This is a genomic window from Moraxella marmotae (assembly GCF_042219885.1).
GTDB lineage: Bacteria > Pseudomonadota > Gammaproteobacteria > Pseudomonadales > Moraxellaceae > Moraxella > Moraxella marmotae.
Genome location: NZ_JBHJHR010000002.1, coordinates 742560 through 768391, shown reverse-complemented (window position 1 = coordinate 768391; position 25832 = coordinate 742560). Strand labels below are relative to the sequence as shown.

Annotated in this window: 16 protein-coding genes and 1 CRISPR repeat array; of the genes, 8 read left to right on the top strand and 8 right to left on the bottom strand. The window is 47.2% G+C overall.

All coding sequences use genetic code 11. From position 1 onward, the window contains the following. Window positions 1–175: 175 nt before the first annotated feature. The 4 genes from ACFBZI_RS03635 to ACFBZI_RS03620 all read right to left on the bottom strand — a co-directional run bounded on the left by ACFBZI_RS03635 (window position 176) and on the right by ACFBZI_RS03620 (window position 1533). A complete protein-coding gene (locus ACFBZI_RS03635; protein ID WP_375715078.1) occupies window positions 176–268 on the bottom strand; it encodes a GpE family phage tail protein in 93 nt (30 codons plus the stop codon). A gap of 13 nt (window positions 269–281) precedes the next feature. Beyond that, entirely contained in the window at window positions 282–422 is a 141-nt protein-coding gene (locus tag ACFBZI_RS03630) for a hypothetical protein (protein ID WP_375715077.1), read from the bottom strand. A 78-nt stretch (window positions 423–500) separates the two neighbouring features. Continuing rightward, window positions 501–701 (bottom strand): ribbon-helix-helix domain-containing protein, encoded by a 201-nt coding sequence (locus tag ACFBZI_RS03625; protein ID WP_375715076.1) that lies wholly within the window; start codon window positions 699–701, stop codon window positions 501–503. A gap of 415 nt (window positions 702–1116) precedes the next feature. Further along, window positions 1117–1533 carry a type II toxin-antitoxin system HicB family antitoxin gene (locus ACFBZI_RS03620; protein WP_375715075.1) on the bottom strand — a complete coding sequence of 139 codons (417 nt, stop codon included), beginning with the start codon at window positions 1531–1533 and terminating at the stop codon, window positions 1117–1119. An 85-nt stretch (window positions 1534–1618) separates the two neighbouring features. Next, window positions 1619–11135: a CRISPR direct-repeat array (repeat unit 28 nt; unit sequence TTTCTAAGCAGCCTGTGCGGCTGGGAAC). A 297-nt stretch (window positions 11136–11432) separates the two neighbouring features. Here ACFBZI_RS03620 and cas1f point away from each other — a divergent pair. From cas1f to cas6f, 6 genes are all read left to right on the top strand, one after another. Then, the gene (cas1f, locus tag ACFBZI_RS03615) at window positions 11433–12395 is read left to right on the top strand and encodes a type I-F CRISPR-associated endonuclease Cas1f (protein ID WP_375715074.1); all 963 of its coding nucleotides are present in this window, start codon (window positions 11433–11435) and stop codon (window positions 12393–12395) included. A gap of 22 nt (window positions 12396–12417) precedes the next feature. Continuing rightward, the gene (gene cas3f, locus ACFBZI_RS03610; protein WP_375715073.1) at window positions 12418–15846 is read left to right on the top strand and encodes a type I-F CRISPR-associated helicase Cas3f; all 3429 of its coding nucleotides are present in this window, start codon (window positions 12418–12420) and stop codon (window positions 15844–15846) included. Window positions 15847–16067: 221 nt separating this feature from the next. Beyond that, complete coding sequence (gene csy1, locus ACFBZI_RS03605; RefSeq protein WP_375715072.1) at window positions 16068–17591, top strand: type I-F CRISPR-associated protein Csy1; 1524 nt, start codon at window positions 16068–16070, stop codon at window positions 17589–17591. 11 nt (window positions 17592–17602) lie between these two features. Continuing rightward, on the top strand, window positions 17603–18781 hold the full coding sequence (locus ACFBZI_RS03600; RefSeq protein ID WP_375715071.1) for a type I-F CRISPR-associated protein Csy2: 1179 nt from the start codon (window positions 17603–17605) through the stop codon (window positions 18779–18781). Window positions 18782–18825: 44 nt separating this feature from the next. Then, a complete protein-coding gene (gene csy3 / locus ACFBZI_RS03595) occupies window positions 18826–19830 on the top strand; it encodes a type I-F CRISPR-associated protein Csy3 (RefSeq protein WP_375715070.1) in 1005 nt (334 codons plus the stop codon). Continuing rightward, window positions 19830–20429, top strand: a complete 600-nt coding sequence (gene cas6f, locus ACFBZI_RS03590) for a type I-F CRISPR-associated endoribonuclease Cas6/Csy4 (protein WP_375715069.1) — start codon at window positions 19830–19832, stop codon at window positions 20427–20429. Before csy3 ends, cas6f begins: the two co-directional genes overlap by 1 nt. On the opposite strand, the gene ACFBZI_RS03585 is transcribed toward cas6f, so the two are convergent. Then, on the bottom strand, window positions 20426–21004 hold the full coding sequence (locus tag ACFBZI_RS03585; RefSeq protein WP_375715068.1) for a cob(I)yrinic acid a,c-diamide adenosyltransferase: 579 nt from the start codon (window positions 21002–21004) through the stop codon (window positions 20426–20428). The genes cas6f and ACFBZI_RS03585 overlap by 4 nt on opposite strands. A gap of 280 nt (window positions 21005–21284) precedes the next feature. On the opposite strand from ACFBZI_RS03585, the gene ACFBZI_RS03580 reads away from it, so the two are divergent. Together ACFBZI_RS03580 and ACFBZI_RS03575 are read left to right on the top strand one after the other, a co-directional pair. Further along, window positions 21285–21572 (top strand): oxidative damage protection protein, encoded by a 288-nt coding sequence (locus ACFBZI_RS03580; RefSeq protein WP_375715067.1) that lies wholly within the window; start codon window positions 21285–21287, stop codon window positions 21570–21572. Window positions 21573–21596: 24 nt separating this feature from the next. Further along, window positions 21597–22079, top strand: a complete 483-nt coding sequence (locus ACFBZI_RS03575) for an acyl-CoA thioesterase (RefSeq protein ID WP_375715066.1) — start codon at window positions 21597–21599, stop codon at window positions 22077–22079. A gap of 143 nt (window positions 22080–22222) precedes the next feature. Here ACFBZI_RS03575 and mpl read toward each other — a convergent pair whose 3' ends face one another. The 3 genes from mpl to gshA form a co-directional block, all read right to left on the bottom strand. Further along, entirely contained in the window at window positions 22223–23605 is a 1383-nt protein-coding gene (gene mpl / locus ACFBZI_RS03570) for a UDP-N-acetylmuramate:L-alanyl-gamma-D-glutamyl-meso-diaminopimelate ligase (protein WP_375715065.1), read from the bottom strand. A gap of 26 nt (window positions 23606–23631) precedes the next feature. Then, complete coding sequence (locus tag ACFBZI_RS03565; RefSeq protein ID WP_375715064.1) at window positions 23632–24141, bottom strand: disulfide bond formation protein B; 510 nt, start codon at window positions 24139–24141, stop codon at window positions 23632–23634. 106 nt (window positions 24142–24247) lie between these two features. Next, window positions 24248–25801 carry a glutamate--cysteine ligase gene (gshA, locus tag ACFBZI_RS03560; RefSeq protein WP_375715063.1) on the bottom strand — a complete coding sequence of 518 codons (1554 nt, stop codon included), beginning with the start codon at window positions 25799–25801 and terminating at the stop codon, window positions 24248–24250. Window positions 25802–25832: the final 31 nt, after the last annotated feature.

Below are 25832 nucleotides of genomic sequence, written 5' to 3'. Positions count from 1 at the left end.
ATTGACTTCATCTTTGATTTGATGGAATTTTTTCTCAGTTGTGTTTATGCTGCACTTGCTCTTCTTGCGCTTTGTGTGGTGATACTGATATTGTTTATTGTTTTTTCTGTACTCATATAACCACCCTATTAAAAAAAAACCTAAGCCTTTGCTAGCTTAGGCTTTTTTATGCTTTCTATTCGCATCGCTCCACAGCCAATGTATTCCAGCCCATCAACTCATCGACGGTCATGTCATAACAATCAATGGGCGTCCAGCCAAAAACCACCCCAAATTAGCGACTACTTCTTCAACTCGTCTGGGGCAGCCGTGTCGTGATTGTCCCCCAAAAAACCAATCATCTCGCCCACCAATTCAGCAAAGCTACCAACATCCATACGCTCAAGTGCTGGCTGCGGCAGGCTTGGGGGTGGGTTTGGCATTCGCCTTCTAAGCAGCCTGTGCGGCTGGGAACCAAAAACAACTTTACAAAAGCTGGTTCAAGCGGACGGCGATGGTGGTTAGGCATACCGCTCACATAACAGCTCAATCGCTTCAGTAATCAGTTGGGTTTGTGATTTGCCTGTGGTTTCTGATAATTGCTTAATCATCTGCACGCTCGTCTCTGGCATTTTAAATGATTTGGTGACAATACCACGGCGTGCCATGGACGCTTCGTTAATTTCACGGCGAGTTTTGGGGGTTTTGACAATCTTTGGCATTTGACTTTTTCCTGTGTTATGGTATGATAGGGGTTAAGTAAGGGGGTGAGCGGTGTTTCCTGTCCGCTCCGCCGTATCATCTGCTGATGACTTAGGCGTTTATCTTAGTAAGCTGCTAAGCTATACAAGATAAAGACCAAAACGATGATGATTTTAACTGCTTTCATCGTATGCTCCTTACATCGGTTGGCGGTTATTTCCCTTAGGTAAACCGTTTAACCTAGCAAGGCAAGGCTGATCCCCTTGCCTTGTTGTGTATATTATATGTAATCCTACAACAAAAGTCAAGTAATTTCTACACTTTTTTATAAAAGTTGTGAATTATTTGGCTTTTTTGTTGTCTAAATTTCACCGCTTTTGCATTGTGCAAGGGCGGTTTTTTATTGGGTAAATCTCATGAAAACAAGTCAAGAATTTAAGACACCAAACTGATGTGCAGACGCTTGCCAAGTTTGTCAAATGCCTGTGCCAAAGTGTCAATTTTGGTGGCGTGTGATAAGTCCACAAGGCGTGTTACCTTTTGGGGAATAATACCCATGCGTTTGGCAAGTTCGGCTTGGCTGACATTTTGGGCAAGCATTTCATTAAGCAGTAGCACCTTTGCCCAAACAGACGGCGGTAAACCTACCAACTGCTCGCCGTCTTGTGGCTCGCTTGGCATGGGTACGGCTCGGTTATCGTCAATATAAAATTCCATCGCCACCGCTAGGGCATCAGCTGCCATTTCTAGGGCTTCTTCTAGGGTTGCCCCTTCGGTGATGGCTTCTGGAATATTACGAAAAGTAACCATAAAACCTGTATCATGCAGGGTTAAAGTGGCTGGATAGTGCATTGATTCTCTCCTGTGTTAAATGGTCAATTGGCGTTGGGGCTTGGGGCGATGCATCTCTTTGGTTAATGTTTGGCTTTGTGGTGATTTTCTAAGCAGCCTGTGCGGCTGGAAACACTACCGAGACACACTGCCATTCCTCGCTTCTTTTCTAAGCAGCCTGTGCGGCTGGGAACTTATATTCAGCCAAAAACCAAAAATTGGGCTTTTTCTAAGCAGCCTGTGCGGCTGGGAACAAATCAAAGCACGCTGGCAAGCCCAGTACAGCTTTCTAAGCAGCCTGTGCGGCTGGGAACCTCTACCATTAAAGATACTGGCTTTTCGTTGGGTTTCTAAGCAGCCTGTGCGGCTGGGAACATTGCACGATTTGCCGAGTGTTGCCGAATTTTTTTCTAAGCAGCCTGTGCGGCTGGGAACAATTACCGACAGCAACCGCCGCTTTTTGTTTAATTTCTAAGCAGCCTGTGCGGCTGGGAACGTGGTAAACAATAAACCCCATTCAATACATGGTTTCTAAGCAGCCTGTGCGGCTGGGAACTTTGGGAGTTATAAAATAACAGAATTAACCCCTTTCTAAGCAGCCTGTGCGGCTGGGAACGAAGTGCGATTGTAAGCATTGCCATTAATGTCTTTCTAAGCAGCCTGTGCGGCTGGGAACTGTGCATCGCTTGCCCTAAAATTTCTCGTGCATTTCTAAGCAGCCTGTGCGGCTGGGAACTGCTTATAGCCCAGATGCACCCAAGAATTGGATTTCTAAGCAGCCTGTGCGGCTGGGAACTGGGCGGATTATTTGGACAGTTTGCGGTCTTATTTCTAAGCAGCCTGTGCGGCTGGGAACTTTATAAGGACATCGAGCTTGCCTGCGGTCATTTTCTAAGCAGCCTGTGCGGCTGGGAACTTAGAATATATACCCTTTGATAATCTTTCATGTTTTCTAAGCAGCCTGTGCGGCTGGGAACGCATACCCATATCGTCGCTGCCAGATTGCTGTTTTTCTAAGCAGCCTGTGCGGCTGGGAACTGATTTTCACTGCCCAAAATTTGGCAATACTCTTTCTAAGCAGCCTGTGCGGCTGGGAACAGGCGATTTGGTGGGGCGAAGTAGGGCGATCATTTCTAAGCAGCCTGTGCGGCTGGGAACGGCTTAATTGGTGAAAAAAGTAAGCGAAAAAATTTCTAAGCAGCCTGTGCGGCTGGGAACGAGTACATGCGAGATAATCAATATCTGGAGTTTTTCTAAGCAGCCTGTGCGGCTGGGAACATGAAAAATGAATAAATTTAAAGTTGGTGATAATTTCTAAGCAGCCTGTGCGGCTGGGAACGTGGGCGGAGCGGCAAACTCTGCCCATAAATTTTTCTAAGCAGCCTGTGCGGCTGGGAACGCGATGGGTTGGTGATGAATATCACCCCAAAATTTCTAAGCAGCCTGTGCGGCTGGGAACGACAAGTTATACCGTCTATATGACGGCGATGGTTTCTAAGCAGCCTGTGCGGCTGGGAACATCGTAACGGCGGTTGGCGTAGCTCACATGATTTTCTAAGCAGCCTGTGCGGCTGGGAACTGCACTGGAGCTGGGGCGGTGGTGAGCCAGTCTTTCTAAGCAGCCTGTGCGGCTGGGAACCATCAAGCGTCAAATCTCTGGCGTGATTGATATTTCTAAGCAGCCTGTGCGGCTGGGAACGGTTTTGTTTACGCCTACCACTTTACAATCTATTTCTAAGCAGCCTGTGCGGCTGGGAACTGAGATGGGCGATGAAGAGTACCGCCAAGGCTTTTCTAAGCAGCCTGTGCGGCTGGGAACAGCCTTATCCGCTGATGAGATGAGCGATTTTTTTTCTAAGCAGCCTGTGCGGCTGGGAACTCGCAAACTCTTATCCAAATTCAATTTCGGTTTTTCTAAGCAGCCTGTGCGGCTGGGAACGTATGTTTGGCTAACAAATCGTCAATTTCTTTTTTCTAAGCAGCCTGTGCGGCTGGGAACTAGATGAAGCAGGCGACCGTAGCACGGTGTTGTTTCTAAGCAGCCTGTGCGGCTGGGAACTGATACACGGCAAACGCCAAGCCGTGATTGGCTTTCTAAGCAGCCTGTGCGGCTGGGAACAGTGATACTTCTAGCCACTCACGCAAAGGCTGTTTCTAAGCAGCCTGTGCGGCTGGGAACACGCTATCCGCAACCGCTTGGGCTGGTGTGCTTTTCTAAGCAGCCTGTGCGGCTGGGAACGCAAATCATGCTAACCGACACCGCCATAAGACTTTCTAAGCAGCCTGTGCGGCTGGGAACCTGCATTCTCAATTCGTTGAAAGATGCTTCTATTTCTAAGCAGCCTGTGCGGCTGGGAACAAAGTTTGCGTGCATCTGCCAAACTCATCGCTTTTCTAAGCAGCCTGTGCGGCTGGGAACTATTAAGCGTTAATGATTTGTGATGGGATACTTTTCTAAGCAGCCTGTGCGGCTGGGAACAAGTTGCCAAAGACATGCAAAACGACGCCATCTTTCTAAGCAGCCTGTGCGGCTGGGAACACTGGCAACGCTTCAGAGCCAACCAACATTTTTTTCTAAGCAGCCTGTGCGGCTGGGAACAATTGCAAAAGCAAAACGGCACAGAGTTTTGTTTTCTAAGCAGCCTGTGCGGCTGGGAACGCAAAGAAAAATTTAGTGTGGGGTCGGTTAGTTTTCTAAGCAGCCTGTGCGGCTGGGAACACTATAAGTCATTTACACACCTGCATTCCAATTTTCTAAGCAGCCTGTGCGGCTGGGAACGCAACAGGTAAGTTAGCAACAATCGCTCTGCATTTCTAAGCAGCCTGTGCGGCTGGGAACTTGGGAAAAATTTGGGCGTGATGATAGTGATATTTCTAAGCAGCCTGTGCGGCTGGGAACGGCTCCGTTTACCGTCATTTTGCCAATTGGCTTTTCTAAGCAGCCTGTGCGGCTGGGAACAATCGACGATTTAAAACAATTAATTCAAGCAGTTTTCTAAGCAGCCTGTGCGGCTGGGAACTAGCGAAGTCGAAGTAAGAGCGGTTGAGTTTTTTTCTAAGCAGCCTGTGCGGCTGGGAACAACCTTTGCACGGATTTTATTTTTAATTTATTTTTCTAAGCAGCCTGTGCGGCTGGGAACTTGCCGCTCCGCCCACCTTACTATTCAGCTGTTTTCTAAGCAGCCTGTGCGGCTGGGAACTAAACATATCCCTTTGATTTTGTTGGATTTTTTTTCTAAGCAGCCTGTGCGGCTGGGAACCCGTAATTACTTCGCCCGTTATAATATCGACATTTCTAAGCAGCCTGTGCGGCTGGGAACGCCGTCCAAATCTAAGCCCCAGCCTGTGCTTTTTTCTAAGCAGCCTGTGCGGCTGGGAACGTATATTCAAGACATACCGTTATTTCTAGAAATTTCTAAGCAGCCTGTGCGGCTGGGAACGTGTCGGTGGGTAATTTGGCATGGGCGATGATTTTCTAAGCAGCCTGTGCGGCTGGGAACAGCCTTTGAATTGGGAGTTTTTAATGCTTAAATTTCTAAGCAGCCTGTGCGGCTGGGAACGGCTATGACACGCAGCATATCAATCTACAAATTTTCTAAGCAGCCTGTGCGGCTGGGAACTGCTTCACCGATAATAACCGCCAAGGCAAACATTTCTAAGCAGCCTGTGCGGCTGGGAACCCAACGACTGGCTATCAAGTTATTGGCGGCAATTTCTAAGCAGCCTGTGCGGCTGGGAACTAGCAATGACTTTAAGAGCGTTTTTGCAGAATTTTCTAAGCAGCCTGTGCGGCTGGGAACTCAATCGCTCGAATTGGTCAAAGTTTGAAAATTTTCTAAGCAGCCTGTGCGGCTGGGAACACTTTGTCGGTGGGTTTAAGATTTTTGATTTGTTTCTAAGCAGCCTGTGCGGCTGGGAACTGAAAAGCGGTAGTACCAGTATTTTTTGCCGTTTTTCTAAGCAGCCTGTGCGGCTGGGAACCTTGGATAAAATGAAAAATGCTACAGGTTCACTTTCTAAGCAGCCTGTGCGGCTGGGAACACTCAACTAACCAAAAATCTAATGAAATCAAATTTCTAAGCAGCCTGTGCGGCTGGGAACACTCAACTAACCAAAAATCTAATGAAATCAAATTTCTAAGCAGCCTGTGCGGCTGGGAACTGAATTTTGATAAGAGCTTGCGAATTTTTATATTTCTAAGCAGCCTGTGCGGCTGGGAACTGATTTTGAATAACAAAAACCCCACTTGTTACTTTCTAAGCAGCCTGTGCGGCTGGGAACCATCAAGCGTCAAATCTCTGGCGTGATTGATATTTCTAAGCAGCCTGTGCGGCTGGGAACATGTGACAAATAATCGTGGCAAGCGTGGCACTTTTCTAAGCAGCCTGTGCGGCTGGGAACACAACAAACACCGCTTATTTTTCATTGAAGACTTTCTAAGCAGCCTGTGCGGCTGGGAACTGCCGATGGTATGAATGTATCACTTGATACACTTTCTAAGCAGCCTGTGCGGCTGGGAACTGCCCAAGCGGTAAACGGTGGATAACGCAACATTTCTAAGCAGCCTGTGCGGCTGGGAACAGCTCGGCAACCAACTCACAATGTATTCTAAATTTCTAAGCAGCCTGTGCGGCTGGGAACGTATCAACAATGTTTTTGCTGTCTGCCAAGATTTTCTAAGCAGCCTGTGCGGCTGGGAACTGTGCATCGCTTGCCCTAGAATTTCTCGTGCTTTTCTAAGCAGCCTGTGCGGCTGGGAACTTATCGCCAAGCCTTTGATTGGCACGATTAGTTTTCTAAGCAGCCTGTGCGGCTGGGAACCTAATTTTGCAAAATGCCCGGCTTTTTCAATCTTTCTAAGCAGCCTGTGCGGCTGGGAACAATTCTAAATGCGTGTTCTTGTGCCGCCAATTTTTCTAAGCAGCCTGTGCGGCTGGGAACATTAGGGCATCAAGTAAGAGACAGCAACGGCATTTCTAAGCAGCCTGTGCGGCTGGGAACAGAAGTTTGTGCCGTGTTATGTTGGTGATGATTTTCTAAGCAGCCTGTGCGGCTGGGAACTACAGCATATTGCCAGCCAGCTCCAGAAGCGATTTCTAAGCAGCCTGTGCGGCTGGGAACAAAAAGCTCAGCAACCAACTCACAATGAATTCTTTCTAAGCAGCCTGTGCGGCTGGGAACAATTACTTTTACACGAGTAGAGACCTTTGCACTTTCTAAGCAGCCTGTGCGGCTGGGAACGGGTTGGGTGTAAATGGTCGGTTTCGGACTTTTTTCTAAGCAGCCTGTGCGGCTGGGAACCAAGCCCAGCGGATTTTGTTCCAAAAGTTCACTTTCTAAGCAGCCTGTGCGGCTGGGAACTTGAGAGCGGTAAGCCAGTGTTTGATGACAATTTTCTAAGCAGCCTGTGCGGCTGGGAACTTACTTGACTTTGCTTGTTTTTGTTGTAGCATTTTCTAAGCAGCCTGTGCGGCTGGGAACAATCACCTTCACACGAGTAGAGACCTTTGCACTTTCTAAGCAGCCTGTGCGGCTGGGAACATCGTTCAACATTTGACAGATGGCGGAAAGCTTTTCTAAGCAGCCTGTGCGGCTGGGAACGGTTTTAGAGCTAGAAAATCAGCGTTCTCGCTTTTCTAAGCAGCCTGTGCGGCTGGGAACCTTGCCCTTTGTTATAACTGTCATGTGTTCTGTTTCTAAGCAGCCTGTGCGGCTGGGAACTACTGGTGTGAAATTGGCGTCAGCAAGTGATTTTTCTAAGCAGCCTGTGCGGCTGGGAACTTGGTGGGTTGATTATAACGGCATACGTTTTGTTTCTAAGCAGCCTGTGCGGCTGGGAACAATTGTGGCGAGATTTTGCACATGCTTTTTTTTCTAAGCAGCCTGTGCGGCTGGGAACGTGCTGACCCTGATATTAAGCAGTTTGCCGATTTTCTAAGCAGCCTGTGCGGCTGGGAACCTATAAATTTGGTCTTGGCGTCGTTGGTCAGATTTCTAAGCAGCCTGTGCGGCTGGGAACAAAGCTAAGGACAAATTTCTACCGTGGTCAAATTTCTAAGCAGCCTGTGCGGCTGGGAACCAATCTGTGGCAACCAGCCCGAGAGATTTTAGTTTCTAAGCAGCCTGTGCGGCTGGGAACGTACAACAAACACCGCTTATTTTTCATTGAAGTTTCTAAGCAGCCTGTGCGGCTGGGAACGTGATTTTGCGTTTGCCAGTGCGTACTTCTACTTTCTAAGCAGCCTGTGCGGCTGGGAACACCAAGCAACATCATGGTCGCTTTTTTGTCAAATTTCTAAGCAGCCTGTGCGGCTGGGAACGTGTGAATTGCTCGCACAAGTTAAGGCGTGTTTTTCTAAGCAGCCTGTGCGGCTGGGAACGGTGCGGTAAGCGATATGAGCCAAATTCCCAATTTCTAAGCAGCCTGTGCGGCTGGGAACTGATTTTTCGTCATGCGATGCGGTCAGTGCGTTTTCTAAGCAGCCTGTGCGGCTGGGAACAGAATTTTTAAAAAATAATTGGATACTTGAATTTTCTAAGCAGCCTGTGCGGCTGGGAACTTGCCCCAAATCGGCGATAAAGCCATTAAAGATTTCTAAGCAGCCTGTGCGGCTGGGAACTGGAATTTGTCGGCGTAGTATGTGGCTTGATATTTCTAAGCAGCCTGTGCGGCTGGGAACGTGGCTGTTTGACGCACAAGTTAGGGCGTGTTTTTCTAAGCAGCCTGTGCGGCTGGGAACATAACATAGTCTGTATTACGCCAATTGTGGACTTTCTAAGCAGCCTGTGCGGCTGGGAACATGTGACAAATAACCGTGGCAAGCGTGGCACTTTTCTAAGCAGCCTGTGCGGCTGGGAACTGATTAAAGATTTGGTTTGGTCATCGACAGATGTTTCTAAGCAGCCTGTGCGGCTGGGAACTAGATTGTTTCATGACATGGTGATGCCATGGCTTTCTAAGCAGCCTGTGCGGCTGGGAACGCGGAAATGTAAACATATAAAGGTAACTATTATTTTCTAAGCAGCCTGTGCGGCTGGGAACTTGAGTGTATTTCATGGTTCACGGCTAACAGTTTTCTAAGCAGCCTGTGCGGCTGGGAACGTGGAAAATGTATCATACAGTAATGACGCTATTTTCTAAGCAGCCTGTGCGGCTGGGAACTGCGAGAGCTTGCCGAAATCGCACGGCCATTGTTTCTAAGCAGCCTGTGCGGCTGGGAACTGCTCTCTTGGCTTGCGTGTGCGAGCTGGTTTTTTCTAAGCAGCCTGTGCGGCTGGGAACAGCAAGATAGCCGTGTTCGTAGCTGTTGTTTTTTTCTAAGCAGCCTGTGCGGCTGGGAACAGGCACATCAAGCTCGCCCATCATATCATCACTTTTTAAGCAGCCTGTGCGGCTGGGAACCGCTGGTCGAAACTGTGCTTGATGATGTGATTTTTCTAAGCAGCCTGTGCGGCTGGGAACGGCACCTGTGCCACGAGTTTTGCCAGTAAATCTTTCTAAGCAGCCTGTGCGGCTGGGAACGATTGCGTGAAGTCCAAGCAAAAAATGCCCAATTTCTAAGCAGCCTGTGCGGCTGGGAACTGTGCAAGCGTCTGTATCGTATGCCTGACGGCTTTCTAAGCAGCCTGTGCGGCTGGGAACTGCTTCACCGATAATAACCGCCAAGGCAAACATTTCTAAGCAGCCTGTGCGGCTGGGAACATTGCGGTGGTTCTCTTATCCAGCTGCTCTATTTTCTAAGCAGCCTGTGCGGCTGGGAACGTCATAACAAGCAATTCAGGCAACTTTGGCATTTTCTAAGCAGCCTGTGCGGCTGGGAACTATTTCTACTTAGTGTCATAACAAGCAATTCATTTCTAAGCAGCCTGTGCGGCTGGGAACGGCTACTGTGAATTGGTAATGCTTCCTGTGCCTTTCTAAGCAGCCTGTGCGGCTGGGAACTTTACTTATGCAAAAACAAACGACCGCACACGTTTCTAAGCAGCCTGTGCGGCTGGGAACTTGATATGAGCAAATTATCCCCATTTTTAGAATTTCTAAGCAGCCTGTGCGGCTGGGAACTGTCTGTCTTGGCAGAATGTGTGTAATAAGACTTTCTAAGCAGCCTGTGCGGCTGGGAACTGGTTAATATGGCAATCGGTGTTTTTATCCTATTTCTAAGCAGCCTGTGCGGCTGGGAACGACATTGATTAAACCTACCTTGTTGGGGTCTATTTCTAAGCAGCCTGTGCGGCTGGGAACATTCATCACCAACCCATCGCCGTCATATAGACTTTCTAAGCAGCCTGTGCGGCTGGGAACGTATATTCAAGATATACCGTTATTTCTAGAAATTTCTAAGCAGCCTGTGCGGCTGGGAACTAATGCTTGTACTAAAACCGATTGAAAAAGCCTTTCTAAGCAGCCTGTGCGGCTGGGAACATCGTAACGGCGGTTGGCGTGGCTCACATGATTTTCTAAGCAGCCTGTGCGGCTGGGAACGTTTCAAAAAGACATTCCAGAAGCCGGGCGATTTTCTAAGCAGCCTGTGCGGCTGGGAACTTTGGTAAATATGGCGTGGACTTGTCCAAAGCTTTCTAAGCAGCCTGTGCGGCTGGGAACTATTTTGGTTCCAAAAAGACATTCCAGAAGCTTTTCTAAGCAGCCTGTGCGGCTGGGAACTCCGTAATTACTTCGCCTGTTTTAATGTTAACTTTCTAAGCAGCCTGTGCGGCTGGGAACATTTGCGACCAAGTCATATGCCGAATTTCGCCGTTTCTAAGCAGCCTGTGCGGCTGGGAACGCGAACAACAGATAACAAGTTAGACGCTTTGCTTTCTAAGCAGCCTGTGCGGCTGGGAACTGATACACGGCAAACGCCAAGCCGTGATTGGCTTTCTAAGCAGCCTGTGCGGCTGGGAACTTGATAGGCGGACGCTCAACTTCACCCTTGGCTTTCTAAGCAGCCTGTGCGGCTGGGAACAAATCCTTATTATTTATAAAATTACGCAAATATTTCTAAGCAGCCTGTGCGGCTGGGAACGGTGCGGTAAGCGATATGAGCCAAATTCCCAATTTCTAAGCAGCCTGTGCGGCTGGGAACGAAGCCCAGATTTTGAACCAAAATCTTCGTTTTTTCTAAGCAGCCTGTGCGGCTGGGAACCGCAAGCAAACACCGCATTATCACTGGTTGATTTTCTAAGCAGCCTGTGCGGCTGGGAACTCCTTATATTGGTAACCAAACGTCCTTATATTTTTCTAAGCAGCCTGTGCGGCTGGGAACGCAACAGATAAGCTAACAACAATCGCTCTGCATTTCTAAGCAGCCTGTGCGGCTGGGAACTGCCCAAGCGGTAAACGGTGGATAACGCAACATTTCTAAGCAGCCTGTGCGGCTGGGAACTGTCCGACATGTTTATAACCGTGCCGAATACTTTTCTAAGCAGCCTGTGCGGCTGGGAACGACGATGCCCAAAAAGAGCTGATCGAGCAATGTTTCTAAGCAGCCTGTGCGGCTGGGAACTCACGCAAGCCACGCCATGTATGCTGTCCATATTTCTAAGCAGCCTGTGCGGCTGGGAACCTTGGATAAAATGAAAAATGCTACAGGTTCACTTTCTAAGCAGCCTGTGCGGCTGGGAACTGTTATTATAAAACAAAATAACCAGCAATAACAAGCGTTTGGCATTGATTTTGCCCAAAAAACCAATCAAAAATCCACCTGTTATAACTGATTGAAAATATTCAAGTTTTTAAATAGTCAAAAAATAAAGGGTTTGCCGATATTTTTTTTGGTGCGGCGTGAGTTTGCCGACATGATTATCTTAAAGGATTTGTTTATTAAATTGCAAGAAAAATGGCCAAAAAAAGACTTTAATTTGTACGATATTTCGCCTATAATTGAGAGAACGCCACGATTTAGGACTTTGTGCAAGCGGTTATGGATACACTTAAGCCCACGGATTTAAAAGCGATTTTGCACTCTAAGCGAGCCAATCTATTTTATCTTGAGCATTGCCGAGTGATGCAAAAAGACGGTCGTATTTTGTATTTGACCGAAGCCAAAAAAGAAAATCTTTACTATAACATACCTATTGCAAATACAACAGTTATCTTACTGGGTACTGGCACATCGATCACACAGGCGGCGATGCGGCTGTTGGCGAGTGCTGGCGTGCTGGTTGGTTTTTGTGGTGGTGGGGCGACGCCGCTGTTTGCAGGCAGTGAGATTGAGTGGCTCACGCCCCAAAGCGAGTACCGCCCCACCGAATATGTCCAAGGCTGGCTGTCGTTTTGGTTTGATGATGCCAAGCGGCTGGCGGTCGCCAAACGCTTTCAGCATGAGCGAGTAAATTTTATCCAAAAGGTCTGGGCAAAGGACAATGAATTGCACGAAGAAGGCTTTGATATTGATGCCGATGACATCGCCGTCGCTTGCCAACGCTATAAAAATCAAATAGATAAGACGGATTCGGTCAAGGATTTACTGCTGGCTGAAGCGATGATGACCAAGCAGCTGTATAAGGCGGCGGCAAGCCGTTGCGGCTTGGTGTTTCAAAGGGATTTTAATCAGGGCGATCTTGCCAATAATTTTTTAAATCACGGCAATTATTTGGCGTATGGTTTGGGTGCTTGCACTTTGTGGGTGCTAGGCATTGGGCATGGTTTTGCGGTGATGCACGGCAAGACACGGCGTGGGGCGTTGGTGTTTGATGTAGCGGATTTGATCAAAGACGCCATCGTGTTGCCGTGGGCGTTTGTCTGTGCCAAGGACGGATTTAGCGAGCAAGAATTTCGCCAAAAAATCCTACAAAAATTCACCCAACATAAAGCCTTGGATTTTATGTTTGACACTGTAAAAGCGGCTGCTTTGCAAAATAACGCCACAGCAGACGAGATTTGACGGCAGTCAAGGGATATGACAGATGATTGTTACTTTTATTTCCCAATGTCAGAAAAAAGCCATCAACCGCACTCGGCAAGTGTTAGATGCGTTCGCCAATCGCATTGGTGATTTTACTTGGCAGACGGTGATCACCGAAGAAGGCTTGGCGATGGTCAAAAAGCTACTGTCGCAAACGGCGAGCAAAAACACGGCGGTGAGCTGTTATCGTTTTCACACACGCAAGCACAGCGAGCTGTTATGGATAGTGGGCAACCGAAACCGATTCAATGAATGTGGCTGGGTGGCGGTGAATTATACCGAACAAGACATTTCAGATTTTTATGACAATTATCAATGGCGTGATAAGAATGTGATGAGTGCTGCCGTGGCGATGGCAGGGCTGTTTCACGACATTGGCAAGGCGAACATACTGTTTCAAAACAAACTCAACCCCGCACTAAAAACAGCACACTTTGAACCATATCGCCATGAATGGGTGTCGCTGCGTTTGTTTGAAACACTCACCCAATCTTGCCAAACAGACAACGAATGGCTGGATAAACTGATCAATGCCCAGTTTGATGATTTTTGTCATCTGATTAAGGATAATGATGACACCAAAAGCAGTCCGTTGCGGCGTTTGTCGCATTTGCCTTTTGCCCAGCTTGTGGCGTGGCTGATTGTCGCTCACCACAGATTGCCTTTGTATCCGACCTGGAAATATGCCAATCCGCCAGCTTATGACAGCCGAGACAAATGGCTGACGCATTATTTTCATGCTTTGTGGAACTCGCCAAATTGCTATGATGATGAACAAAAGCCCAGAGTTGATGACAATTGGCGATTTGCTGATCATGCCTTACCAAACCACAGTGCGATTTGGCGAGCCATGGTTTGTAATTATGCGGATTTGGCCAAAAAGCAGCTGGCATCTGGGTCTTTTGATGGCTTAACCGAAGATATTTTTACATCGCACTTATCACGCTTGGCACTTATGCTGGCGGATCGTTATTTTTCATCATTATCTTTTGCCAAGTCGCAAGAGATCGGCAGGCGTAGTAATACTTACCACATTTATGCCAATACCCATTATCTGGATAATGGCCAAAGAGCCTATAAACAGCAATTGGACGAGCATCTGATTGGCGTTGCCAAAACGGCGGTGCAGATTGTCGATGCACTGCCAAAATTTCGCCCATCTTTGGTAGGCTTGGATAATGATCATTTGCAAGCCAAAGTGGACAAAAAATTACCGCAATTTCAATGGCAAAACGCCGCCCAAAAAACAGCCCAAGACATCGCCAAGCACACCGCCGAGCATGGATTTTTTGGCATTAATATGGCATCGACAGGCTGCGGCAAGACGATCGCCAATGCCAAAATCATGTACGCACTGGGTCAGCAGACAGGCAAGGTGAGATTTAGCGTTGCGTTGGGACTTAGAACTTTGACCTTACAAACAGGTCAAGAGTTTCAGCGACTGCTGGGGCTTGATGATAATGATTTGTCCATTGTGGTGGGCGGTGTTTCGGTCAAGAGCTTATTTCACATCAACCAAAATGCCAATCATGCTGGACAATCACAAGGGCAAATCGACAATCAAGCACAACCGTCAGGCAGTGAGTCGATTGACGAAACGCTAAATCCAGAAATTTTTGTGCATTATACAGGCAAAAGTGAGCCGCACGCTTTATATCAGTGGACAAAAAACGAGCCAAAAGCCGACAAGCTGCTACAAGCCCCTGTGTTGGTCTGCACCATCGACCATCTGATTGCCGCAACAGAAGGTACTCGTGGCGGCCATCAGATTGTGCCGATATTACGCCTGTTAAGCTCAGATTTGGTGCTGGACGAACCTGATGATTTTGACATTGCTGATTTGCCTGCTTTGTGTCGCTTGGTGCATTGGGCGGGCATGCTGGGCAGTCGAGTGCTACTATCGACCGCTACCATGCCGCCGATGCTGGCTTATGCTTGCTTTGAAGCTTATCGAGTAGGCTGGGCGGCTTTTGCCAAAGCCAACTTACCCAGCTGGGACGGCAAAATCCAGTGTGCGTGGTTTGATGAGTGGCACAAGCCCTGTCAGGATTTGTTGGCAGATATTAAGGTTTTTCAAAAGCAGCATGATAGCTTTGTGGATAAGCGTATCGCACAATTGTCAAACCTAGCCCCAAGACGCTTGGGTAAAATTGTCCATATCGAGCATAATCAAGGCTGTAATCTCTACCAAAGTGTGGCAAATCGGATTTTTGATAGTATCATTGAGCTTGATAGACGACATCGCCACAACAATACACTTGGTAATACGCCCAGCAACGCACCTAGCAATCAACAGACTGATAAGACGCTGTCTTTTGGTTTGGTACGCATGGCAAATATCAATCCGATGATTGCTGTGGCAAAGGCACTGATTGCCAAAGATGCACCAGATGACACCCAAATTCATTATTGTGTCTATCACGGTCGTTATCCGCTGCTTATGCGTTCGCATATCGAAAAGCAATTGGACAGCATACTAAAACGCAAACAACCCGACGCCATTTGGCAAAATGCAATCATCAGACAGCACATTTGTCATAGTTCAGCCAAGCATCATATTTTTGTGGTCATCGCATCGCCTGTGGCAGAAGTGGGGCGAGATCATGATTATGATTGGGCGGTGGTTGAGCCAAGCTCCGTGCGTTCGATTGTTCAGTTGGCAGGGCGTATCCTTCGCCATCGTGATATTATCCCTGATGGCAGCAATGTTCATTTATTAAATCAAAATATCAAGGCACTAAAGGGCGAAAAAGTTTGTTTTACTAAGCCGGGTTTTGAGCAAGATGGTTTGGCGTCGGCATTGGCATCGCACGATTTACAGCAAATTTTACAGCAGGCTGATTATCAGGCCATTTCTGCCATACCAAAAATCCGCCCAATCCAAAATTTCAAAGCAATATTAGACAACTTAGATAAGCCCCTTGATGATTTGTCAATTTATGAGCAGGTTGCTTTGCGTCATCGCTTGTTTTCAAGGCATGATGGTGCGGCGATTTGGTGGTCAAATCCTTGGGTGCATTGGGCGGCAGAAATACCATTTCGCCAGCCATTTCGCAGACAAGACAGCAGCACGGACGAAACTTGCTATCTGTGGATTGAAGCGGCTTGGTCAAATGTTGAATTTAAGTGGTGCGAGCCAAAAGACAGCACAAACATGGCTCAATTTAAGCCCACAGGCAGTGTGGGTCTGCGGTTTAATCAGATGACACAGCCGACTTTGGGCATGGGCAGTGGGTTTTGGTTTGATTTGTCGCCAGTGGCGATTTATCAGCAGCTGCAAGATGAGCTGGCAGAGCAGGGCGAATCATTAAGCCTTGCTCAGATTAGCCAGCGTTTTGGTAGTTTTGTCATTTCACAAAAACACACAACCCAAGATTTTGAGTTTTATGAACAATTTGGTATCTTTGAGCCTGTAAGACCCAAAGATTAAGCAGCCTGTGCGGCCGAAATTAAAAATTAAAAATAATATTTTCTAAGCTATCTGTGCAGATAGGGCCTAATTATATCACAAATCAAAGATGGTATGACAAACATGGATTTGGATTCAACGCCATCATTATCTATAAATCATAAAATAAAAAATAATATGGATATTGATTTTTTTAAAAAGTTATTTTATAATCAAAAAAATGGCTCACAAAAGGGGAAAATATGCAAAAAAGCAATCACGATCACAGTGTGCAATGGCACGAGATAATAAAAAGCTATATCGATGGCTTGCAGGAGCAAGACAAGCAGGGTAAGCAAGAAGAAATGCAGGCGGTGCTGCAAGTTGCGGCTTATAAAAATGGCATGGCTCAAGCAAATTTGTCATTGGTTGCAGATGCGACAGGCGGTGATAATAAGCAGCTTACCAAGCAGCAAAAAGAGCTGGACAGAACTTGCAAACGGGCAGAATCACTAAAACTGACCGACAAGTCCTTGGCTGCGGCACGCCAGCTGTATCAACATTGTGTGCAAAACCAATGGCTAAGCGATGATGTCATCACCCAAACGCAGTTACAAATTGACCAAATTACTCAAGAGCAAAATTTTTATCGCCTGTGGGTAAGTCATGCCCTGCTATCTGCCAGTGGCGTTACGCCAGCGACACACATTGCCAAAATCACCCACTCCAGCAGTGGCGGATCGGCGATGGTTGATGGTATTGATGACACCAAAGCTGGGTTTTTGACCACCAGCCAGTTGGCCAGTCCAATTTATGATGGGGCGTATCCTAACGCCAGCTTATCAAAGATTGCCAAGTTTTTATTGCTGAGTATTGATGATACGCCATTGGGTTTATTGCTCAAACAAGGCGATTATACACCGCTCAGTGCGTTGTTTGATGCTGAGCAATTACGCCAAATTGGCGATGGATTTTACCAAAAATTAAACGCACCTTTGGCAGCCGATGCCTTGATAAAGCAGGTTTATTTCCCTGTTGGTGCTGATTATCATCAGTTGGTGATTTTGTATTCGTCCAGTTTAATACAAGAAATCCATCAGCGGTTTTTTGTCAAAGAAGTGCGTGAATGGCGAACCAAAATCGAAAAACAGCGTAATGCAGACAAATATCACGCCGATGTTTTGGTACAAATCCCCAATGTTTTGACTTTCTCAACCGTCGCTAGCCAACCCCAAAATGTCTCGGTCAATCACGGCAGTCGGGGCGGTAACATTCGCCTGCTGTGTGCCAGTCCACCCAAGTGGCAAAGTCAGCTTGTTGCACCGATTCGCCACAAAACGATGTTCACCGATCGCCTACTAAATCGTATGTGTTCAGAAAATATCGCAGGCTTGCAGCAGATGCTGATGACTTTTGATAAAGCCAATATCAGCTTTAAAGAGCCAAAACGCCTACAAGGCATCATCAATTGGCTCAATGCCATTATTGATGATGTGTTTGATTATACCCAAAGACTGTGGGCATTGCCCAGTGGTTGGAGTGAGCAAGCGGACGGTTGTTTGTCCGATGCTTATCAAATCCTACTTGATGTGCATCGTGATGATGAAATGTTTGTAATCAAAAAACAAAGCGATTGGCAGGCACAAATCGTGAGCGATTTTGTGCATTGGCTAAATGGGCGACTGCGTCATAAAGACGAGCAGTTTAGCGTTAATCAGGATCATAGCCGCATTTGGCGTCGAGTATTTGCCGACAGATTGCGAGAATATGTAGAGCAATGGGGTTGATGGGGATTGCGATGAAATTAATCAGTATTCAGCGTATTTTTGTTCAGGATATGAATGCGACTGCTGGGCAGACTTATGGCGGCATCAGCATCGTTGCGGCGATGGGTTTTGTGCATGCCTTACAAAGATCTTTAAAACACCACAAGCATTTTGCCGACATTCAATTAAACGCCTGTGCGGTGCTTGTGCATGATTATGAATTGCGTACATTTTATAATGATCATCATGCACTCAAATTTTTGCAATCACGCAATCCACCAGCATTGCACGGCTTGGCTGATGATAAAAAATCCAAAACAGCACCTGTCATCGAAGAAGGCAAAATGCAGGTTGAGCTGTCGTTATTGATTGGCTATCAAGGTGATATTTTTCCAGAAGTGCAAAGCGACTTTGTCCAGCATCTGATGCAGCAAAGTTATCGCCAGCGTTTTGCTGGTGGCAGTATTTTTAAGATTGATGCGATTAAACTTTGGCAAATACCCAACGACAATCACGGCAAAACAGTCATCAGACAGTTATTGCGTCCGCTGTTGCCAAGTTTTATGCCGTATCAACGCAGTGATATATTGGCAGAATATCAGCACAACCACCCAGAAAAAGACACCATCGATGCGTTGATTGATTTTATCAGCATCAAGAGTGTAGCACGCCCAAGCCATACCGTGATTGATCGGCACATCAAGCAATTGACAGATCAGCTGGAAGTGCAGACAGCATGGCAGGCACATTTGGCACAGCCTTATGGCACACAAATTCCGCAAATTTTGGATAATTATTTTGAAAATCTGCAAAATTACGCCAATCTCAAAAGCCACAAGGCACTCTTAAATGAGTGGCAAAATTATCAAAATCCCAGCACAAAAACACAGGCACAATGGGCGTATCTGCCCAAGCCAAAAAAAGGCTATTTTGTGCCGATGATGTGCGGCTATAAAGCCATTGGTGAGACTTTGCCTGCTAGCCAAGTTGTGGGCAGTCGCACCACAAACCCTGATGATACAGTCTGCTTTGTGGAAGCGGTGCATACTTTGGCCGAATGGCGAGGCACGCACCACATCAAAGATTATGCCGATTTGGCACAGTCTTTGTGGCATTACCATTATCAGCCACACTGGTATTTGTGCCAGCAGCAAGCACCTGACACGGCATCACCGCCACAAGCTTTAGTGTTTGATGATTATGATTTTTAATCAGTTTTTCAAGTGTGTATTTTAAATAAAACTAGGAGTTTTTTATGAGTAAGATTAGCAGCATCGATTTGCCAACCCTATTATCATTTGAGCGTAAGCTAGAAAATTCGGACGGTTTGATGTTTTCGGGCAAATGGGAAAATGTCCAAAAACAATGCAATGAGCAAGATGATAAAACGGCTTTGTGGCAGCCGATTGCGATTATTCCACGCTTTAACCGCTCAACACAAAGCGCACATGGCATTTCTGATGACAGCAAAACCAAGCCCAACCCTGTGTCTGCCAGTAATGACGATGCCAATTTGCCACTGGAGCATGACACCCTAAAATTGAGTTTTTCGCTGCGTGTCATTGGTGATTTGGGTGTGCCATTTGCGTGCAATGCCCCAGCGTTTGAGCAAGCCATTGTCGAAAAAGTCAGCCAGTTTAAACAAGATGAGATGTTTGATGAATTGGCAAAACGCTATGCCATGAATATCGCCAATGGACGGTTTTTGTGGCGAAACCGTGTGGGCGCAGCGTCCATTTTGATTGTTGTAAATATCCACGGGCAAGACAAGCCGTTGCAATTTAATGCTTATGACTACAAATTGAATGATTTTAATCAGCATGATGAGCAATTGGCAATTTTGACCCAAACCATCAAACAAGGATTGAATAACGAACAAGATTTTTGTTTTATGCAAGTGGATGCTTATGTGCAATTGGGAACAGGACAGCACATTTTCCCATCTCAAGAGATGAACATGGGCGAAAAACGCAAATCATTGTTCAAAATCAAAAATCAAGCAGCGATGCACAATGTCAAGATTGGCAATGCACTACGCACGGTGGATACTTGGTACACACAAGACGCACCATTTCCAATCGCTGCCGAGCCATACGGTGCGGTAACTCAGCGTGGAGAAGCTTATCGCAAAAGTGGTAATGATTTATACACTTTGATGTTGGACTGGGTTTGTGGCGAGCAAATCGACGCAGAGCAGCAGGCCTATGTGGTCAGCAACCTAATCCGTGGCGGTGTGTTTAGTAAAGGCGGAAAAGAATAATGCAAGCCTACCAAGAGATTACCCTAATTGCCCAGCCAGAAATTGAGCCGCATGCGATTTGGCAAGAGCTTTACACCCACCTACACATTGCCTTTGTTGAGCAAAAAGACGCCGATGATAAGGTGGTTTATGGTGTGGCATTTCCCCAATATCGCACAGTGGCGGATAAAAATCTTGCTGTGCTGGGCTTTAAGTGTCGCATCTTTGCCCCAAGCCAAAGCGACTTGCAGCGGCTGGATTTGGATAAACGCCTTGAGCGATTGGCCGACTATGTGCATATCAGCAGTATCCGAGCAGTGCCGAGCGAAATCAAGGGTTACGCCTGCTATCATCGGGCTATCCCAAAGATGAGCCTGAGTCAGCGAATTGCTCATCAGGCACGCCGACATCAGGCGAGCATTGATGAAGTGGCGGCATATTTTCAGGATTATCCAAAAAAGCCCACAGACGACATCGCCTACCCTTTTATCCGCATCAAAAGCAGCTCTAATGGGCAGTATTTTCCGCTGTTCATCGCCAAAACACAGCTGTCAGAGCCAGCGGTGGGCAAATTTGGCACTTATGGGCTAAGTCGCACAGCCAGCGTACCAGAGTTTTAGGCAGGTTTTAAATCAGCTTGCCAAAGCACTTCGCTGCCGCCGTCCATGCGTGCGATGACACGAGCCAGCACGAACAGATAATCCGACAGGCGGTTTAGGTATTGGGTGCTTTGGCGGTTGATATTGCCATCACGAGCAGCCAGACGCAGCAGTACTCGCTCGGCATCACGGCAAGTGGCACGAGCGATATGCGTTTGGGCGGTGGCAACAGAGCCAGCTGGCAGGATAAACTCTTTTAGATAAGGCAATCCATCGTTATGCGTATCCGTCCACTGCTCAAGTGTGGTGATGTCATCTGGCGTGATGGCGATGTAGCCGATGTCGGCGTGATTTGGCAGGGCAATCTCACCGCCGATATTAAACAGTTTGTGCTGAATGATGCTGATTTGATGGACGATTGATGGATTGCTGTCCATCACATAAGCCTGCAGTAGTCCCAGCTGTGCGTTTAGCCCATCGACCACGCCCATCGCATCAAAGCGTAAATCGGTCTTTGGCAGGCGAGAGCCATCGCCCAAGCCTGTGCTACCATCGTCGCCTGTGCGTGTGGTGATTTTTGATAAGCGGTTACCCATAATATTTTCCCAAATTGTTGCAAAATTATCGTAAAATTGCCTTAACAGTCATCTTAAAAGCTGTTTAAAAACCATTTTAAAAGCTGTAAAAACTTTGCCAAACTTCCCCAAAATGACAAACAAGTCATGAACTTAAATTCACTTAAAATGATACGATGATGGCAATAAGCCCAAAAGCCTATCATAGCATTTTTTGGGCTTTGGGTGTAATCCTAGCGACAAGTGTCAGGATTTTTTGTTATAATCAGAAGCGTTATTTAGCCAACCGTTGAGAGTAATTATGCAAACCTTTAATCCTGCCGAACACATGGTATTTTGCCGCAAATATCAACAAAATTTGCCTAAATTGCCAAATCCGCCTTTTCCTAATGCCAAAGGCCAAGAAATCCAAAACACCGTCTCCGCTAAGGCTTGGAATGAGTGGCTGGAGCTACAAACCATGCTGATTAACGAAAATCACTTGAGCATGATTGACCCACAGGCCAAGGCGTTTATCAACGAGCAGCGTGAGAAATTTTTGGATAATGCCGATTATCAAAAACCGCACGGCTTTACCCCAAAAAGCTAACGCACTGATGATCAAGGATACGATATGCTAAAAATTGATGATGTTTTTGAGCCGATTTTGATGGGCGATGCCAGACCTGATGCGTTGCGTGATTATCCAGTGGTGCATGTGCAGCCAGTGGCTTGGGGCGATATGGACGGCTTTAACCATGTCAATAATGTCGCCTATTATCGCTATGCTGAGTCGGCACGCATCAGTTATATGCGAGCGATTGGTTTTTTGCAGGCCAGAGAAGATTTGCTGACGATTTTGGCAGGTTCATCAATGCAATATCGCCGCCCTGTGGTGTATCCAGACACGCTGTTGGTGGCGGTGCGGATTAAGCATCTGGGCAACACCAGCGTCGTCCAAGAATATGCCATATACAGCCAAGCCCAGCAAGCGGTGGTCGCCACAGGTGAAGCGGCGATTGTGCGGACTGACAGCCAGATGGCAAAGGTGGCATGGTCGGACGCTGAACGCAAATTGATTGAAAATTTTGAAGGTCGAGCGTTTGACAAGCCGTGATTTTGACGGTTTGCCAAATTGCCAAAGATTTTAAAATTTTATCATAACATCAAAACACCCCAAATCATCGAGCGTTTGGGGTGTTTTTTAATTCGACCAATTCGATAAATTGAGCAATTTAAATCAAGCACGGCTCGGCGTAATCATGATAACGCAGCGACCAGCCGACCATGAATGCCTTCAAAGCCGCCATTTGACATGATAATGATGGCATCGCCAGCTTGGGCGTGGGCGGTGATATGGTCAATGATGGCGTCCACGCTGTCTAGGACGATTTGATTGGCGGCATCGCCGATGGCATCGCCCAAGCCCCAGCTTAGGTTTTTTGGCTCATACCAGATGACATGGTCGGCAAGGGCGGCTGATGATGCCAGCTGACTGCGGTGGCTGCCCAGTTTCATGGTGTTTGAGCGCGGTTCGATAATCGCCCAAATGCGGCGATTGCTCAGGCTTTTTTTGGCACCGTCCAAGGTGGTGGTGATGGCGGTTGGGTGATGGGCAAAATCATCAAACACCAAAATATCGCCAACATCACCAATCAACTCCATGCGGCGTTTGATACCGCCGAAGTTTGACAACGCTTGGCATGCCACCTGCACGCTGATGCCGATATGATGAGCTGCGGCGATGGCAGCAAGGCCGTTATTGACATTGTGCAGTCCGCTCATGCCCCAGTGGACTTCGCCAGTCTCATCACCATGGCGTACCAAAAACACCGAACCATCGACAGCGACCAACTTGGCCTGCCAATCGGCATCGGTATCGCCATCGACGGCGGTATAAGCCACAGGCGTCCACACGCCTTTTTTGAGCGTGTCTTCTAGGCTTGGGGTGTGTGCTGGCATGATGATTTGACCGTTTGACGGTATCATGCGAATCATGTGGTGAAATTGGGTGGCGATGGCGTCCAAATCCGCAAAAATATCGGCGTGGTCAAATTCAAGGTTATTTAAAATGGCGGTCGTTGGGCGATAATGCACAAATTTTGAACGTTTGTCAAAAAATGCCGAATCGTACTCGTCCGCTTCGATGACAAAATAACGCTCACCCAGATGACTTGAGTGGGCAAAAGCCGCTTGCAGGCGAGTATCTTCGGTGTTTACCAGTGGCACACCACCAATCAAAAATCCTGTATCGATACCAGCAAATTGCAAAATCCATGACAGCATGGTTGTGGTTGTGGTTTTGCCGTGCGTGCCAGCCACTGCCAAGACATGGCGATTTTTTAGCACCGTTTCGTACAAAAATTGCGGACCTGAAGTATAAGGCAGACGCTGATCGAGCATATACTCCACCGCTTCCATGCCACGCTTGCAGGCGTTGCCGACCACGACCAAATCTGGTGCAGGGTCTAGGTGTGCAGCTTTGTAGCCTTCCCAAATTTCAATGCCAGCATCGGCAAGCTGCGTACTCATGGGCGGATAAATGTTGGTGTCTGAGCCTGTTACCGTATGACCCAAATCTCGTGCCAACAGTGCCAAAGAACCCATGAAAGTGCCACAAATGCCCAAAATATGAATGTGCATGATAAACCTTATAAATCAGTAAAAAATTAAGCGTGCTTTTGTCGAATTTTTTGTAAAACGAACAATTGGATGACAAAAATCACCACAAATAAAATCAATGTCTGTGCTGGAATGGACAAGCCAAATAAAGTCCAATCAATCATCGCACAGTCGCCGTTGGCGGTCAATACTGTGGTCAGCACATCGCCCATCGGCATGGTCTGCACCCAGTATTCCAAGCCCGGCCCACAAGCAGGCGGCTCGGCAGATGGCACATAATGAATCCAAGTATGGCGTGCAGCGACGCCCATGCCCCACAGCGTGCCAGCCATGCCACACAGCCACAGCAGCAGGCGGACGGCTGTGTTTTTGGGATTAATCAGTGCAGCAATCAGGGCAAACAGCCCCATAATCCACAGCCCAATGCGTTGAAAAATGCACAACGGACAAGGATCAAGCAGTAGATGATTTTGTAGATAGCCGATGGCAAAAATACTGGCGACAATCATAATCAAAGTCAGCAGCCAGTTGAGCGTTCGGTAGGTCAGTTTGCTCATAAAAAACTCAATGTCAATTTGGTTGGATCATTGCCCAACGATAAAATTTATTAATATTTTATCTAAAAATTTTCTTTAAAACATTATCTAAAAAAACACGCCAAGCCTAGCGATACGCCTGCACATAGTCATAAAAATCCACATCATCACTGGCTTCAAGCCGTGCTTGCTCTTCGACAGATGCCAAGGCGATGGCGTCAAATTTGGCTTCATCTTCATGACTTAGAGCGTGGCCTAACAGCTCGGTTTGGTGCTTTTGGGCAAGTAATTTACCCAACGACCAAGTGCCGCCCACACGATATGAATCAGCGATGATTTGTGCTGATAGAGTAAAGTCAGGATTGGTGGCCTTGCCCTGCATCATCGCCAGTGCCGTGCGGTAGTCGTTGCCGCCGTGATGAGCATCAAAGGCATCGGCGATAACCTGCATCTGGGTCAGATGATGGACAATCCAGTCGTGTAAGTTTTGTTCGCCATGCTCGGTGCGGATACTGATGCCTGCTTGTCTGCCGTGATTGACCACAGTGTCGATATTTTCGTTTAGGCGTTTTTCTTCGTCTGGCATCAGATATGGCGAATCGGTAAGTAGGCAATACAATGCCAAAACTTCCAAAAAGCAAGCAGTTGAGATTTTGATACCGATGTCTGAATACGGATCTAAGTCAATGGCACGAAATTCCACATAAGCAATACCCCGTGCCGCCAGTGCCGCGGTTGGCGTCTCGCCAGCTTTGGTGGTTTGTTTTGGGCGGATTGGGCTGTAATACTCGTTTTCGATTTGTAAAATGTGGCTATTAATCTGAATCGGATTGCCCTTGTCGTCATCGACACCAATGGCAGCAAAATCGGCAAATGGCGTACCGATGGCCGCTTGTAGCCCACGGACATACTCGTCCAAATGGTTATAACGAATGTCCAAATCTTCTTGGACGCTGTTGGTGTAGCCAAGTTTGCCCATGCGTAGGCTGGTGCCATTGGGCTGATGATAGCTGCAAGTTTTGCCCAGCGGCACCAAATTATGCTCACGGCCACTGATAAATGTGCCACACACCGCAGGGCTAGCACCGAGCAGATACAGCACTAGGGGTGTTAGTCGCTTAAAGTTGCGTATGAGTGCCAGATATTTTTCATTTTTAAAGTCGCTTAGGCTGCCTGTGCCGCTTGCTTCAAACCATGCACCAAACAAATCATCGCCGATGGACAAATTATAGTGCAGCCCTGCGATGGTCTGCATTTTACGCCCATAACGCACGCCTAGGCCCGAGCGGTACAAGGTTTTTAGTCGTCCAGCGTTAGACGAACCATAATCCGCCAGCGGAATGTCGCCATCAGTGTCTGAAGTCATGCACGGCATGGACAAAGGCCAAATCAGCTCATCATTTTCAAGCGAGCGATGCACCAACACATGCAAATCCCTGAGCATATCCAACGCCTGCTTGATGGACGGCTTAGGTTCGGTAATCAGCTCCAGCAGGTTTTCTGAATAATCGGTGGTGATGTATGGGTGGGTGAGTTTTGAGCCGAGTTTGGCAGGGTGAAAAGTCTTGGCAGAATAGCCGTCTGGCTGCATTCTTAGGCCTTCTTTTTCGATGCCACGCTGCATACCTGCAACCAAATGCGGTGCAAACCATGTGGGCAATGTAAATGTCTGTTGTGTCATGATGGATACTTGCTTGGTGAAATTATTTTTG